General features: G+C 64.4%; 12 protein-coding genes. 6 read left to right on the top strand and 6 right to left on the bottom strand.

The genetic code is table 11. The annotated features are described in order from the left end of the window. Nucleotides 1-10: 10 nt before the first annotated feature. Nucleotides 11-694 (bottom strand): hypothetical protein, encoded by a 684-nt coding sequence (locus V7651_RS03930; protein WP_335612263.1) that lies wholly within the window; start codon nt 692-694, stop codon nt 11-13. Nucleotides 695-801: 107 nt separating this feature from the next. Here V7651_RS03930 and V7651_RS03925 point away from each other — a divergent pair, with 107 nt between their 5' ends. Both V7651_RS03925 and pdeM read left to right on the top strand, forming a co-directional pair. Beyond that, entirely contained in the window at nt 802-3,447 is a 2,646-nt protein-coding gene (locus V7651_RS03925; protein WP_335612262.1) for a ligase-associated DNA damage response DEXH box helicase, read from the top strand. 210 nt (nt 3,448-3,657) lie between these two features. Further along, a complete protein-coding gene (gene pdeM / locus V7651_RS03920) occupies nt 3,658-4,377 on the top strand; it encodes a ligase-associated DNA damage response endonuclease PdeM (protein WP_418887216.1) in 720 nt (239 codons plus the stop codon). Nucleotide 4,378: 1 nt separating this feature from the next. On the opposite strand, the gene V7651_RS03915 is transcribed toward pdeM, so the two are convergent. After that, nucleotides 4,379-6,178 (bottom strand): AsmA family protein, encoded by a 1,800-nt coding sequence (locus V7651_RS03915; RefSeq protein WP_335612260.1) that lies wholly within the window; start codon nt 6,176-6,178, stop codon nt 4,379-4,381. 109 nt (nt 6,179-6,287) lie between these two features. Here V7651_RS03915 and V7651_RS03910 point away from each other — a divergent pair, with 109 nt between their 5' ends. After that, nucleotides 6,288-6,905 (top strand): S24 family peptidase, encoded by a 618-nt coding sequence (locus V7651_RS03910; RefSeq protein ID WP_335612259.1) that lies wholly within the window; start codon nt 6,288-6,290, stop codon nt 6,903-6,905. Nucleotide 6,906: 1 nt separating this feature from the next. Here V7651_RS03910 and V7651_RS03905 read toward each other — a convergent pair whose 3' ends face one another. After that, the gene (locus V7651_RS03905; protein WP_335612258.1) at nt 6,907-7,374 is read right to left on the bottom strand and encodes an SAM-dependent methyltransferase; all 468 of its coding nucleotides are present in this window, start codon (nt 7,372-7,374) and stop codon (nt 6,907-6,909) included. Nucleotides 7,375-7,491: 117 nt separating this feature from the next. Here V7651_RS03905 and V7651_RS03900 point away from each other — a divergent pair, with 117 nt between their 5' ends. Then, nucleotides 7,492-8,397, top strand: coding sequence for a LysR family transcriptional regulator (locus V7651_RS03900; RefSeq protein ID WP_335612257.1), 906 nt, complete (start codon nt 7,492-7,494; stop codon nt 8,395-8,397). Nucleotides 8,398-8,716: 319 nt separating this feature from the next. Here the strand turns inward: V7651_RS03900 and V7651_RS03895 are convergent, their stop codons facing one another. The 3 genes from V7651_RS03895 to V7651_RS03885 all read right to left on the bottom strand — a co-directional run bounded on the left by V7651_RS03895 (nt 8,717) and on the right by V7651_RS03885 (nt 11,306). Continuing rightward, nucleotides 8,717-9,400, bottom strand: coding sequence for a hypothetical protein (locus tag V7651_RS03895; protein WP_335612256.1), 684 nt, complete (start codon nt 9,398-9,400; stop codon nt 8,717-8,719). Nucleotides 9,401-9,531: 131 nt separating this feature from the next. Next, nucleotides 9,532-9,996, bottom strand: a complete 465-nt coding sequence (locus V7651_RS03890) for a Dps family protein (protein ID WP_335612255.1) — start codon at nt 9,994-9,996, stop codon at nt 9,532-9,534. Nucleotides 9,997-10,094: 98 nt separating this feature from the next. After that, complete coding sequence (locus V7651_RS03885) at nt 10,095-11,306, bottom strand: pyridoxal phosphate-dependent aminotransferase (RefSeq protein WP_335612254.1); 1,212 nt, start codon at nt 11,304-11,306, stop codon at nt 10,095-10,097. Nucleotides 11,307-11,571: 265 nt separating this feature from the next. Between V7651_RS03885 and V7651_RS03880 the strand changes: the two genes are divergently transcribed. Together V7651_RS03880 and uvrC are read left to right on the top strand one after the other, a co-directional pair. Then, nucleotides 11,572-11,898 (top strand): hypothetical protein, encoded by a 327-nt coding sequence (locus tag V7651_RS03880; RefSeq protein WP_335612253.1) that lies wholly within the window; start codon nt 11,572-11,574, stop codon nt 11,896-11,898. A gap of 39 nt (nt 11,899-11,937) precedes the next feature. Further along, entirely contained in the window at nt 11,938-13,812 is a 1,875-nt protein-coding gene (gene uvrC, locus V7651_RS03875; protein WP_335612252.1) for an excinuclease ABC subunit UvrC, read from the top strand. Nucleotides 13,813-13,815: the final 3 nt, after the last annotated feature.

The raw sequence follows: 13,815 nt of genomic DNA, 5'->3' as shown, positions 1-13,815 counted from the left end.
CTGAAAGGGCCTATTTCGTGCCCATGCCGGATTCGGGCAGGGGCTTGAGGTTCGAGATCGTCTGGTGTTCGGCTTCGCTGAAGTCCTTCATCATGGCCGAGCCGTTGATCGCGACATCGACGCGGGAGATGTGCGTGCGCCCGTCTGGCGCGCGGGCGCAGTCGAAATTCAGCTTGAACGACTTGATCCTGGCGATCGGCAGGGGGCGGAACGGCTTGTCGGCCACCATCTCGACCGAGAGGATGGCGGGCTTGTCCTTGGCGACGACGACCGTGCCGGTGAGGTATTTGTAGACGTCGTCGAGATCGTCGGGCTTGGCGCCTTTGTGGGGCTTGAACGTATAGGTCGCGGTGGTCGGGGATTCGGCGACGAGGGCCGCGTCGGCGGGGATGTTCTCGCCGAAGTTCTGGCACCAGATGTCGCCATCCGTGTCGGCGTCCATCTTTTTCACCAGTTTGCGGAAATCGTCGGTCCAGTCTTTCTCGGGCGGCGTGATGACATTCAGGCGCTCACCTTCCGGCTGGGACGGGTCGACGCGGATCATGGCTTCGGTATCGCTGTTCTGGACCGTGACATCGAACATGTAGAGCGGGCCGTCTGCCGGGGCAGCGAGGGCGTCCTCCAGCGGTGTGCCTGCATGGGCCGAGAGGGGCAGCAGCGCCGCGAGGGCGAGCGGGAGGTAAGCGTGGCGCATGATCGGTCCTTCGATTGGGCAGCAGGGTTGTGTGAGAACAGGGTTCACCTGAACCGGGCCTGAAAATAAAGAGGCAACGGACCCGTCTTGCGTTAGTTTAATACGACATGCCCGATAGCGCCGCCCTGACATATCGCTTGCCGGAGCCCTTTGCGGGCTGGTTCGCGGCGCGTGGCTGGCAGGCGCGGGCCCACCAGCTGGCGCTGACGGAAGCGGCCCTCGGGGGGGAAAGCGCGCTGCTGATTGCGCCGACGGGCGGGGGCAAGACGCTGGCGGGCTTCCTCGCGAGCCTGATCGAGCTGTCTGACAAGGGGCGCCGGTCGAACACCGGCATACCGGCCCTCCATACGCTTTACATCTCGCCGCTGAAGGCGCTGGCGGTGGACGTGCAGCGGAACCTGATGGCGCCGGTGGGCGACATGGGGCTGAACATCAGAATTGAGACACGCACGGGCGATACGCCGGCCCATGTGCGCCAGCGGCAGCGGCGCAACCCGCCGGATGTGCTGCTGACGACACCGGAACAGCTGGCGCTGTTCATTGCGTCGGACCATGCGAAGGACTTCTTCGCCGACCTCAAATGCGTGATTATTGACGAGGTGCACGCGATGGCCGCGTCGAAGCGGGGGGACCTGCTGTCGCTTGGCCTCGCGACCTTGGCGGAGTGGGCGCCAGCCTGCCGGTTCATTGGCCTCTCGGCGACGGTGAAGGAGCCGGAGGAACTGGCGCGGTGGCTGGATGTGCGGGCAGGTGCGGAATGTTCTCCCCCCTGCAAGGGGGGAGTTAGAGGGGGGTCTGTTCCCTCAGCTGAAAATGACGTGCTGGCTGACCGATCGGGAGCGGACCCCCACCCAGCCTCCCCCTTTCAGGGGGAGGAGCCGACGGCACATGTGGCAGGCGGTACACGCATCATCCGCGCGGAGGGGGGCGTGTCGGCGGAGGTCGATATCCTTGTCTCGCGCGAGCGGATTCCGTGGTCGGGGCATTCGGGGCGGTTTGCCGTGCCCGAAGTGTATGAGGCCATCAAGAAGGCGAAGATGGCGCTGGTGTTCGTGAATACGCGGTCGCAGGCCGAGTTCATGTTCCAGGAATTGTGGCGGGCCAATGAGGACGGGCTGCCGATTGCGCTGCACCATGGCTCGCTCGCCAAGGAGCAGCGCGTGCGGGTCGAGGCGGCGATGGCGGCGGGGCAATTGAAGGCGGTGGTGTGTACCTCGACGCTCGATCTCGGCATCGACTGGGGCGAGGTGGACCTCGTGATCCAGATGGGCGCGCCGAAGGGAGCCGCGCGCTTGATCCAGCGGATCGGCCGGGCAAACCACAGGATGGACGAGGCGAGCCGGGCCGTGCTGGTGCCGACGAACCGCTTCGAGGTGCTCGAATGCCGCGCGGCGGAGGCAGCGGTCGAGGCGGGCGAGATTGATGGCGAGGGTCTCCGGCAGGGATCGCTCGACGTACTGGCGCAGCATGTGATGGGGCGGGCCTGTGGCGACGGGTTTGAACTCGCGCCGCTGTACGATGAGATCATCCGCGCGGCGCCCTATGCCTGGCTCGACTGGGAGACGTTCGAGCGGATTGTCGATTTCGTGGCGAGTGGCGGCTATGCGCTGAAAACCTATGACCGGTTCCACCGGATCGTGCGGCGGCCCGACGGGCGCTGGGTGGCGCGCACGCGGCAGGACGCGCAGCAGCACCGGATGAATGTCGGCGCGATTGTCGAGGCGGTGCAATTGTCCGTGCGGCTTGCGACCTATGTGGGGAAGGGGCAGGCGGGCGATTCCAAGCGGACGATGCGGGCAGGCCACAAGCTGGGCGAGGTGGAGGAATATTTCATCTCCACGCTGGTGCCGGGCGACACGTTCCTGTTCGGCGGGGAAGTGCTGCGCCTGATCGGCGTTGAAGGCCTCGACGCGCTGGTGGTTCGGGCGGTGGGCGAGAAGCCGGCCATACCGAGTTATAATGGCGGGAAATTTCCGCTGACGACCTTTCTGGCGGAGCGCGTGCGCCAGATGATCCACGATCCGGCGCAATGGGACGCCCTGCCCGGGCCAGTGCGGGAATGGTTCGAGGTTCAGGTGCGCCGGTCCAGCATTCCGCCGCCGGACCATTTGCTGGTGGAGACCTTCCCGCGCGGCGAGCGGCATTACATGGTGTGCTATCCGTTCGAGGGACGACTCGCGCACCAGACGCTCGGCATGCTGCTGACACGGCGGCTGGAGCGGATGGGGGCAAAGCCTCTGGGCTTCGTGGCGAGCGAATATGCCATGTCGGTCTGGGCGATGGAGGATATGTCCGGGCTCGACATGGGCGACCTGTTCCATCCGGACATGATGGGCGATGATCTGGAAGAGTGGCTGGACGAGAGCGCGCTGATGAAGCGGACCTTTGCGCATTGCGCGCAGATATCCGGCCTGATCGCGCGCAACCTTCCGGGCAAGGAGAAGAACTCGCGGCAGGTGAGCTTTTCCTCCGACCTGATCTATGACGTGCTGCGCAGCCACGAGCCGGACCACATTCTGTTGCAGGCGGCCCGGCAGGACGCGGCGACGGGCCTGCTGGACGTGCGGCGCCTGTCGGACATGCTGGTGCGGATACGCGGCAAGATCGATCATAATGTGCTCGACCATATCAGCCCGTTCGCCGTGCCGGTGATGCTGGAGATCGGGCGGGAGCCGGTGTTCGGCGCCTCGGTGCAGGATGCGGTGCTGGGGGAGGCGGAGGCCGACCTGGTGCGCGATGCGATGCGGGATTAGGGGGCAAGGACGTAAAGGCCCTCACCTCCCACGCCCTTTGGGCGCGGGTCCCTCCTCTCCCGCAAGCGGGAGAGGGGTTTTATCGCTCTACGCCACTTAACCCCTCTCCCTTAGGGAGAGGAGGGACCCGCTGCCGGAGGCAGTGGGAGGTGAGGGCTCTTGTGGAACAAGCGTTTGACCCGCCCGGCGATGCGGGCCATTTTTGGCATCATGACGGCTCTCGCTGCGCGCCCCTCGGATACGATGCTGCATCTTGCCGGCGAGCTGCTGTTACCGCTGCCGGAAGGCGCGCTGTGGTGGGCGGCGGAGCGCGTGCTGGTCGTGTCGGACCTGCACCTTGAAAAGGGCAGTGCCTATGCGGCGCGGGGGCAGATGCTGCCGCCTTATGATACCGGCGCGACGCTTGCCCTCGTGGAGCGCCTCTGTGCGGTTTTAAGGCCGCGGACGGTGATTTCGCTGGGCGACAGTTTCCATGACCGGGCGGCCGAGCTGCGCCTGCCGGCGCCTTACGCGGCGCGGATACAGGCGCTGACCGGGGCGCATGATTGGGTGTGGGTGGAGGGCAACCACGACCCCGACCCGCCGGCGCACCTTGGCGGGCGCGCGGCGAAAGTGTTGCGGATCGGCGGCCTGGTGTTCCGGCATGAACCGACGGGCGAGGCGGGCGAGATTGCCGGGCACCTGCATCCGGCGGCGAAAGTGAAAGGGCGGGGGCGCATGGTGCGGCGGCGCTGTTTTGCCAGCGACGGGGCGCGGCTGGTGATGCCGGCCATGGGCACGTTCACCGGCGGGCTGAATGTTCTCGACGCGGCCTTCGCGCCACTCTTCCCGGAAGGCCTGATGGCCTTTGCGCTTGGCGGCGAGCGCGTGTTTGCGGTGTCAGCCAAGAGCCTCGTGCCGGACGTGGCCGCAGCGCGGTGGCGGCTTTAGCCTAGCCCTGCGCATTCTTGGCGCGGGAGAGGAGGGCGCCGCAGGGGGCGTCCTGGCCGCTGCCGGTTTCGATGAAGGGGAGGGCGGCGAGGGGGCCGGCGACCTGGGCGAGGACGACGGCGAGGCCGACCTGCAGCACCGACTTGCCGTTCAGTGGATTGACGCTCGGCTGGCGCAGCGTGCCGCCGAGCGAGACATTGCCGACCAGCGTGCCCCATGAGGCGTCCTTGGCGTCAGAGCGGATCTTGATGTCGAGTGCTTCGGTTTCGAAATCGACATTGCCCTTCATCAGGATGAGGCTGTCTTCCGTATCGAGCACGGCGGGGTTCAGCGTGCCGATGCCCTTGTCGATGTCCATGACAACGGCGAGGCAGCGGGCGGGCGTGAAGACCGGGTCGGCCCTGTCTTCGGAGGCGAGGAGGACGAGTGCCTCGCCAATGTCGAGCCCCAGCGCCTCGCTGCCAAGGGCGAGGACCTGCGTATCCTTCGACCAGATCGACAGGCTGCCATTGGCGCGGCCGAAGGCGTCGCGCAGCCGGTTGCCCGACATGTCGGCCTTGAACTCGCCATCGACATTGCCGCGCGCGATACGGTCGAGCGAGAGGCTTGCGAGCGCGACATGATCAAGCTTGCCGAGCACATTGGTCTGGGCCGGCTGCTGCGTGCCGTCGATCGTGGCATAGGCGGTGATCGTGCCTTCATCGAAGGCGAAGCGGGCGAGCCTGGCTTTCACGACGCGGCCCGTGATGGTGAAATCAAGCTCGACGCCGGTGAGGTCGAGCGTGGAATTGATCACCGTGTCGGCGACATAATGGACCTGGCCATCGACGGCATCGAGGCGGGCAAAGTCGATCTCGATATTGGGGATGAGGCGGCTGTCGCGATTATAGGCTTCCTTGGCCTCGCGCTGGGCCTTGCCGACCGTCTCGCCATTGCCCGTGCCGAAGGGGAGGGCGAAAATGACACCGAGATCGTCAAAGTCGAGCTGGTGGGATTTGATGTCGGCCGTGATGTAGGGTGTCTCCTTGTCGAGATCGACAAGGATTGATCCGGCAAGATCGCTGTCGCCGACCGTACCGGCAATATCGTCAAGGTCATAGGCGCCGGGTTTGATGGCGAGTTGGGCCGTGAGATTGTAGGGCGGTGTATCGGGCGCGGCGAGGCCGACAAGGCGGGCGATATCGGCCATGTTGTCGCCCTTGATGCGGACGCGGCCGCCCAGCGTGCTGCCGCCGGAGGCCTTGGCGCTGCCTTCGAAACGGACTTCGGAATCGGCCCCGGTGGCGTGGAGGGCCACGTTGCCGCTCTGGACCGAGCCCTTGGCGGAGACGAGCTTCAGTGTGCGTTCGGGCTTATCCGGATTGAAGGCGAGATCCACATTGGCGACGTCGATATGGTCGACCCATTTGCGCAGGTCGGGCCGCGCGGTGTCCTTGTTATCGTCCGACCCGGCGAGGCTGACGCGGCCATCGCGGGCGGTGACTTCCGAGAGCCATGGAATGCCGGGCAGAAAGCCGAACACGTTGGCGGTGAGGGCGCCGGTTTCGATGTCGGCGAGCTGCGGCACGTCGGCGCCGGAGAGGGCGAGCGTGTTGAGGCGCGGGAAGGTGAGGTGTGCGGAGGCGACCTTGGCGCCGTCCGGCCCCCAGGCGTCGAGGGCGCGGTTGACCACGGGCGTGGCAAAACGCGGCTGCGTCATGGCCAGCAGGAAGACGAGCACGATCACCGCCAGTGTGAGCAGTGCGGCGCAGATATAGAACGCGGTCCGCTCGAGCGGGCTGAGGCCTGAAAGGGATTTCATTTTGCCGTAACGTGCTGAAACCATTTTGGTTCATTGCGCATGGCTGCGGCTTGACGATAGGATTATATACCCATTATACAGGGTATCGGACAGAACAGGGCCATTTGCCATGCAGCACCGGGATATCTGGCGGGGAATCGACCAGCTGGCCGCGCATCACGGCCTGTCGGCCTCGGGCCTTGCCAAGCGCGCCGGGCTGGACCCGACGGCGTTCAATCCGTCGAAACGCGAAGGCGCCGATGGCCGCCCGCGCTGGCCCTCGACCGAGAGCCTGGCGCGTGTGCTGGAAGCGGTGGGCAGCGGGTTTGACGATTTCGCAGCCATGGTGGAAGGGCGACGCGGCGGCCTCGCGCCGCTGATCGGCTTTGCGCAGGCGGGGCGGGACGGCTTCTTTGACGATGGCGGTTTTCCGGTCGGCGGCGGCTGGGAAGAGGTGCGGTTTCCGGGCCTCGGCGACGAAGCGGTCTATGCGCTGCAGATCAGCGGGGATTCGATGGAGCCGGCCTATCGCGCGGGCGACCGGATCATCGTGGCGCCGGGGGCGGAGGTGAAGCCGGGGGATCGGGTGGTGGCGAAGACGACGGGCGGCGAAGTGATGGCCAAGGTGCTGGAGCGGCGCAATGTGCGCGTCGTGGATCTCGCCTCTCTGAACCCGGACTATCCGGTGCGCAGTTTCAAGCCGAACGAGATCGCCTGGATCGCGCGGATATTGTGGGCGAGCCAGTAGGCTACCAGTACGTCTCCATGATTTCCTTTGACCAGCCGGGCTCGCGCAATGTGCCCCTTGGCTGGAAGCCGGACATGACGGGTTTGATGTCGAGGACCGGCGTGCCGTCGATGGCGTCGAGGCCCTTGATGTGGAGGACCGTGCCGTCGACGGACAGTATCTCGCAGATCGTGGCGCCGAGCCGGTTGGGCCGGTTCTTGCCGCGCTGGGCGAAGATGCCGATTTTCGGCCAGTCCGTATTTCCGCGCGGATGGCGCGCGCCGGTGACGATCTTTGCATCCGGCACCTGGTCGAACAGGAAGATCACTTCGGCATGGGAGAAGGTTTCAAGGCCCATCAGGGCTTCTGCATCGAAGACGGACGTGTCGAGTTCAATCCGGGCGGGAACGCTGTCCCAGTCATCGTCGATGGCTTCGGCCCGGTCGCAGCGGACATGCCCGACGGGACGCATGAGGAAGGGATCTGACATGCCGGTATCTCCTGTATTGAGACGGCAAAATACACATTCAGGGCGAAATGGCGATTTCGCACATGCATCACATTCTCCGCTTGCCCTTAAGTCAAACTGGCGTCACAAACCCACCCCATGGATTGGGGCAAGCTCAGATCTTTTCACGCGGCAGCCGAAGCGGGCAGCCTGACATCTGCGGGCGAACGGCTCGGGATATCGCAGTCGGCTGTCTCGCGTCAGATCGCGGCGCTGGAAGAGGCGCTGGGCGTCTCGCTGTTCCAGCGGCATGCGCGCGGACTGGTGATGACCGATAGCGGCCATACGCTGTATCGCTCGACGATGGAGATGGCGGCGGCGGCGACTTCGGCCAATGCAGCGCTGAAGGACCAGCAGGATACGCCGCAGGGCGAACTGATCGTGTCGGCGCCGGTGGCGTTCGGGTCGACCTGGCTGGTGCCGCGGCTTGGCGGGTTTACCAGGAAGCATCCGGACCTGTATCTCGACTTGCGGCTCGACGATAATGACTATGACCTGCTGAAACTGGAGGCGGAATGCGCCATCCGGCTATGGGCGGCGGACAAGGCGGACCTGATCCAGCGCAAGCTCGGCACGGTGGCGACCAACCTCTATGCCTCGCCTGAATACCTGAAGCAGAACGGCATGCCGCGCACGCCGCAGGACCTCGATAATCACCGCATCATTGCCTATGGCGACGAAAGCTCGCTGCTGAACGTGATGAGTTTTGCCTGCCGGGTGGGCCGCGATGACAGCCCGCCGCGCCCGGCCTCGCTGAAGCTGAACAATGTGTTCGCCATGCTTCGGGCGGTGGATGCCGGCCTCGGGATTGCCGATGTGCCGGACTATATGGCCAGTACAATGCCGCGTCTTATCAAGGTGTTGCCGGATCATGTCGGGCCGATCTTCGACCTCTACTTCGTTTATCCGAGCGACCTGCGCCGGTCGAAGCGTGTGGCGGCCTTCCGTGACTTCGTGACGGCCGAAACGGAGGCCCTGCGCCGTCCGTCCATGCATCAGAACTAGTTTGAACGTTTGATGAAATGCATTTGTGCATGGGTGGCCTGCTGTCATGCGGGTTGTGCTGCAGCTGCGAAGCTTTATCTATGCGTCATGCCTTGGGCCCCGGGCATTACCCAATCTCCTCCGATTGGGCGTTTCCTCCCCCCTTCGGGGCCCAATACTCATCAGCCCGGCGCGTTCAATCGCTGCCGGGCTTTTTTTTCGTTCCGCGCACGCCGAGGGTGCCCGTCGCGGCGCGACAGGCCCCTTGAGCGGGCAAAATGCATGCGATTGTTTTCGTTCTACCTGAGTGGGAAAGACACCGCGTGGCCCGGACAGGCCGCTAACCCGGCGGGGCGTGCGCCTTGTAGTGGGCGGCATCATTGGTGAATGCCAGGACATCGCGCAGGTCTTCGTCGAGATGCTTGCGGGCGAGGCCGGGGGGCTTGTCAAAATTGAAGGGAACGGGGCGCGGCGCAGCCTTGGCGGCGCGGCGGGCGAGCAGGCGCGCGAGGCGCTTGACGTGATGGTCCGGGTCGCCGAGGACCAGGGTGAGCGCGATCAGGCGGTCCCTCAGTTTGGCGGCGGTTTGCGGCGTGCGGATGGGTTTGGGCGGCTTTGGCGGCGCAGGCGGGCCGTCGAGATAGCGGATGCGGGGGCCGGTCGGTTTGGGGCCACGGCTCGCGGGTTCGGTGAGACGGAAGACAGCCTTCCGGGGCGCCGCCCCTGCCTGCGCAGGGGTCACGGGAGATGTGTGAGGGGGACGTATGACCGGGCCGGATGAGGCCCCGGCTTTGGCCGGGGATGCGGGCGTGAGCGTGAGGGTTGGGGCGAGGAGGTAGAGGAGGCGTCTTGCGAGCGCTTCGGCGGGCTTCAGGATGGCGAGGATTTTCGCGGCGACACCTTTCGGGAGGATGGCGCCGGCGACAGGGCCGAGCAGGTCAGCGGCCATGAGCACCACGCGATCAAGCCGCGCCCAGCCTTCGGGCGCCACGATCTCCATGTCCTGTTCGTCGAGCGGAAACATGCGGGCATTGTAGGCACGGTTTTGGCGGGGGCGGAGAAGGGAGCCTCTTTCCTACACTTTCCGCGCCATGAAAAAGGGGCCCCGCACGGGAGCCCCTCTGACATACATATTCCTGTAACCTGCCGGCGTGCCTAGAGATTGGCGCGCAGCATCCACGCGGTTTTCTCGGAAATGTCGGCGCGGCGGGTCATCAGGTCGACCGTCACGATGTCATTGTTTTCCTCGGCAACCTTGAGGCCGATCTTGGCGGCGCGGCTGATCGCTTCATGGCCTTTGACCAGGTTCGAGATCATCGCTTCGGCGTCCGGCACGCCATTATCCGGCTTGATCGTGGCTTCTTCCAGCATTTCGGCAGAGGAACCGGGGGCGAAATGGCCGAGGGCGCGGATACGTTCGGCAATCTCGTCGAGCGCGGTCCAGAGCTCGGTATACTGGGTCATGAACATGCCGTGCAGCGAGTTGAAGCGCGGGCCGGTGACATTCCAGTGATAGCCGTGCGTCTTCACGTAGAGCGCATAGGTTTCACCGAGCAGGACGCTGAGCGCCTGGGCGGAAGACTGGCGGGCCTTGTCGTTCATTCCAATATCAATGGGCATGGGATATCTCCTGTATCTGTGACAGCTTATACGTCACATATGGGCATTCGATCCCTATTTTACCCATCGATAGGCGCACGCTGAGCTATAGACGCAGTCTATTTCAGCGCCGCGCAGAAGCGCTCGATGCGGATGAGGGCTTCGGTCAGCGCTTCGGTCGACGTGGCGTAGGAGACGCGGAAGGCCGGGGACATGCCGAAGGCCGCGCCGAAGACGACAGCGACCTTTTCGGTTTCCAGAAGCTCCGTGGCGAAATCCTCGTCATTCTCGATGACCTTGCCGGACGGGGCCGTCTTGCCGATGACGCCCGCGCAGGACGGATAGACATAGAAGGCGCCTTCAGGCGTCGGGCAGTGCAGGCCTTCGCATTTGTTGAGACCGGCAACGACCATGTCGCGGCGTTCCTGATAGACCTTGCGGCGCGGTTCGAGGAAATCCTGCGGGCCATTGAGGGCTTCGATGGCGGCATACTGGCTGATCGAGGAGGGGTTGGACGTGGTCTGGCTGATGACCTTGCCCATGGCCTTGATCAGTTTTTCCGGGCCTGCGGCATAGCCGATGCGCCAGCCGGTCATGGCATAGGCCTTGGAGACGCCGTTCATGGTCAGCGTGCGGTCATAAAGGGCGGGCTCGACCTGCGCGATGGTCCAGTATTCGAAGCCGTCATAGACCAAGTGTTCGTACATGTCGTCGGTCAGGACCCAGACCTGCGGGTGGCGCAGGAGGACGTCGGCGAGGCCGCGCAGCTCGGCCTTGGTATAGGCGGCGCCGGTGGGGTTGGACGGGGAGTTGAGGATGATCCAGCGGGTGCGCGGCGTGATCGCGGCTTCGAGCGCGTCCGGCGTCAGCTTGTACTGCGTGTTCGGGCCACAAGGGGCAATGACGGGTTCGCCGCCGGCCATCAGCACCATTTCAGGATAGGAAACCCAGTAGGGGGCGGGCACGATGACTTCGTCGCCGGGGTTCAGCGTGGCAACGAGCGCGTTATAGATGACCGGCTTGCCGCCCGGCGCGACATGCACCTGCGAGGGCTTGTAGGAGAGGCCGTTCTCGCGGAGGAACTTGCCGCAGATGGCTTGTTTCAGCTCGGGCAGGCCGTCGGCGGGCGTGTACTTGGTCTTGCCCTCGCGGATCGCCTTGATGGCGGCTTCCTTGATATTGTCCGGTGTATCGAAATCGGGCTCTCCTGCGCCAAGGCCAATGACGTCATGGCCGGCGCTCTTGAGTTCAGCGGCCTTGGTGGTGACGGCGATCGTGGCGGACGGCTTGACGCGTTCGAGGGCGTCGGCGAGGCGGATTTCAGCGGACATTATGTAAATCCCGAGGTGCGGATTGGGGGGTGGGCGAATGGCCTGTGCCTTAGGACGCATGGGCGTTTGCGGCAAGCTTTTCCCGAATCTGTGGCCGTGCGGCTGCGGGACGCAGGCCTTTGCCACCCGGGGCAGGGCTTGTGAGCGATTATGCCAATTGGCTGAATTTCACCGGATTTCTTTATCGGTTTTTCAACCATGCCTGCGATGCTGGAAGGTCAGGATCCGGTAAACAGGCCGGGACCGGTGGAGGACTGCTGAGGCCATGGTCTCATCGAACGATAGTTTACCCTTCGAGGAAATATGGGGTCTGATCGTGCGCGAGACGCGGCACGGAGCGCACGATATGTATATCTGGCTCGAGCGCCTCAGCGATATGCAGCGCCTGATAGGGCTGGTCGTTTTCGCGCTGATCCTGCTGATCCTGGCCTTCCGTCCGCATCAACTGGCAAAGCGGAAGAAGAAGAGCGAGAAAAAGCAGGGCAGTGAGTTCTTCTATGCGGTTGTGATCGTGATGATCTTTGCCTTCGGCATTGGCTGGGGCTTCGACAGCGGGCTGGATGTCGAACAACTGATGCGCGATCTTTTCTAGGCCTCGCAAGCAGCGCCCGCAGGCGCTATCTAGGGAGCCATGGAATCGCAGGAGAATGACGCAACCACGCTTCGCGGCGTCGACGTCATCAAGGACAATCTGAAACGGCTGCCCGGGCGCCCCGGCGTCTATCGCATGTTCGGCGATGGCGGCGAGGTGCTGTATGTGGGCAAGGCGCGCGACCTGAAGGCGCGCGTGTCCAACTATGCGCGGCTTGGCGGGCATACGCAGCGGATCGCGCGGATGATCCTGCTGACGCGGCGGATGGAATTCGTCGTGACCGAGAGCGAGACCGAGGCGCTGCTGCTGGAAGCGAGCCTGATCAAGAGCCTGAAGCCGCGTTTCAACGTGCTGCTGCGCGATGACAAGTCGTTTCCCTATATCCTGATCCGGCGGAACCATGAGGCGCCGCAAATCAAGAAGTATCGCGGCACCAAGCACAATGAGGGCGACTATTTCGGGCCGTTCGCGAGCGCCGGGGCGGTGATGCAGACTTTGGATACGCTTCAGAAGGCCTTCCTGCTGCGCACCTGCGAGGACAGCGTGTTCAATGCTCGCACGCGGCCCTGCATGCTGCACCAGATCAAGCGCTGTTCGGCGCCCTGTGTGGGGCTGATTTCGAAAGAGGATTATACCGAGCTGGCCGATGAGGCCGCGGATTTCCTGCGCGGGAAGGGGGCTGACCTGCAAAAACGGCTGGCCGAAGAGATGGACGTGGCCGCCGAGGCGATGGAGTTCGAACAGGCCGCGCGCCTGCGCGACCGTATCCGGGCGCTGGCACATGTGCGCGCGACGCAGGACGTGAACCCGGACGGGCTGGAAGAGGCGGATATATTCGCGATCGCGATGGATGGCGGCGTGTCATGCGTGCAGGTCTTCTTCATCCGGGCCGGGCAGAACTGGGGTGCGACGGCGCACTATCCGCGTCATGATGGCGAGGAGACCAGGGAAGAAGTGCTCGCGGCTTTCCTGGTGCAGTTCTATGACAAGCGCCCGCCGCCGAAACTGATCCTGGTCAACGAGATGCCGGACCAGGCAAGCCTGATCGGAGAGGCGCTGGAACTGAAAGTGGACCGGAAAATCGAGATCCGCCGGCCGGAGCGCGGCTCGAAGCGTGATCTGGTGGCGCAGGCCGAGCGCAATGCGACCGAGGCGGTGACACGCAAGCTGGCCGAGACCGCGAGCCAGGCGCGGCTGCTGGACGAGGTGCAGAAACTGTTCGAGCTGGAGACGCTGCCCCAGCGGATCGAGATTTACGATAACTCGCACATTCAGGGCACGAACGCCGTGGGCGGCATGGTTGTGGCCGGGCCGGACGGGTTCATGAAGACCGCTTATCGCAAGTTCAATATCAAGGACACGGACATCGAACCGGGCGATGACTATGGCATGATGCGCGAAGTGATGCGGCGGCGTTTTGCCCGCGGCCTGAAGGAGAAGGCGGTTGGCAATGAGCGCAACTGGCCGGACCTTGTGCTGATCGATGGCGGGCTTGGGCAGCTGAATGCCGTGCTGGAGGCACTGGCCGGGCTGGGACTTGGCCCGGATGACGTGAACCTTGTGTCGATTGCCAAGGGCGTTGACCGCAATGCAGGGCGCGAGCAGTTTTTCCGGCCGGGTAGGGCGCCGTTCAAACTGCCGGAGACGGCACCGGTGCTCTATTACCTGCAGCGGCTGCGCGATGAGGCGCACCGCTGGGCGATTGGCGCGCACAGGGCGAAGCGGTCGGCGGATATTGCGCGCTCGCCGCTGGACGAGATCGAGGGCATCGGCCCGGCGCGCAAGAAGGCGCTGTTGCAGTATTTCGGCTCGGCGCGCGGGGTGTCACGGGCGAAAGTGGCGGACCTGATGGCGGTCGAAGGCGTCAACGAGGCGCTGGCCGAGCGCATCTATGGGCATTTCCATAGCGGCTGAGAC

It is taken from the genome of Hyphomonas oceanitis, from assembly GCF_036964545.1.
Classification (GTDB): domain Bacteria; phylum Pseudomonadota; class Alphaproteobacteria; order Caulobacterales; family Hyphomonadaceae; genus Hyphomonas; species Hyphomonas oceanitis.
Note: the sequence above shows the minus strand (reverse complement) of the source record. Positions and strands in the feature narration are given on the sequence as shown.

What these genes read in the sequence shown, in the direction of transcription:
- V7651_RS03930 (WP_335612263.1), bottom strand. Translation starts at nt 694, where the DNA reads ATGCGCCACGCTTACCTCCCGCTCGCCCTCGCGGCGCTGCTGCCCCTC.
- V7651_RS03925 (WP_335612262.1), top strand. Translation starts at nt 802, where the DNA reads ATGCCCGATAGCGCCGCCCTGACATATCGCTTGCCGGAGCCCTTTGCG.
- pdeM (WP_418887216.1), top strand. Translation starts at nt 3,658, where the DNA reads ATGACGGCTCTCGCTGCGCGCCCCTCGGATACGATGCTGCATCTTGCC.
- V7651_RS03915 (WP_335612260.1), bottom strand. Translation starts at nt 6,178, where the DNA reads ATGAAATCCCTTTCAGGCCTCAGCCCGCTCGAGCGGACCGCGTTCTAT.
- V7651_RS03910 (WP_335612259.1), top strand. Translation starts at nt 6,288, where the DNA reads ATGCAGCACCGGGATATCTGGCGGGGAATCGACCAGCTGGCCGCGCAT.
- V7651_RS03905 (WP_335612258.1), bottom strand. Translation starts at nt 7,374, where the DNA reads ATGTCAGATCCCTTCCTCATGCGTCCCGTCGGGCATGTCCGCTGCGAC.
- V7651_RS03900 (WP_335612257.1), top strand. Translation starts at nt 7,492, where the DNA reads ATGGATTGGGGCAAGCTCAGATCTTTTCACGCGGCAGCCGAAGCGGGC.
- V7651_RS03895 (WP_335612256.1), bottom strand. Translation starts at nt 9,400, where the DNA reads ATGTTTCCGCTCGACGAACAGGACATGGAGATCGTGGCGCCCGAAGGC.
- V7651_RS03890 (WP_335612255.1), bottom strand. Translation starts at nt 9,996, where the DNA reads ATGCCCATTGATATTGGAATGAACGACAAGGCCCGCCAGTCTTCCGCC.
- V7651_RS03885 (WP_335612254.1), bottom strand. Translation starts at nt 11,306, where the DNA reads ATGTCCGCTGAAATCCGCCTCGCCGACGCCCTCGAACGCGTCAAGCCG.
- V7651_RS03880 (WP_335612253.1), top strand. Translation starts at nt 11,572, where the DNA reads ATGGTCTCATCGAACGATAGTTTACCCTTCGAGGAAATATGGGGTCTG.
- uvrC (WP_335612252.1), top strand. Translation starts at nt 11,938, where the DNA reads ATGGAATCGCAGGAGAATGACGCAACCACGCTTCGCGGCGTCGACGTC.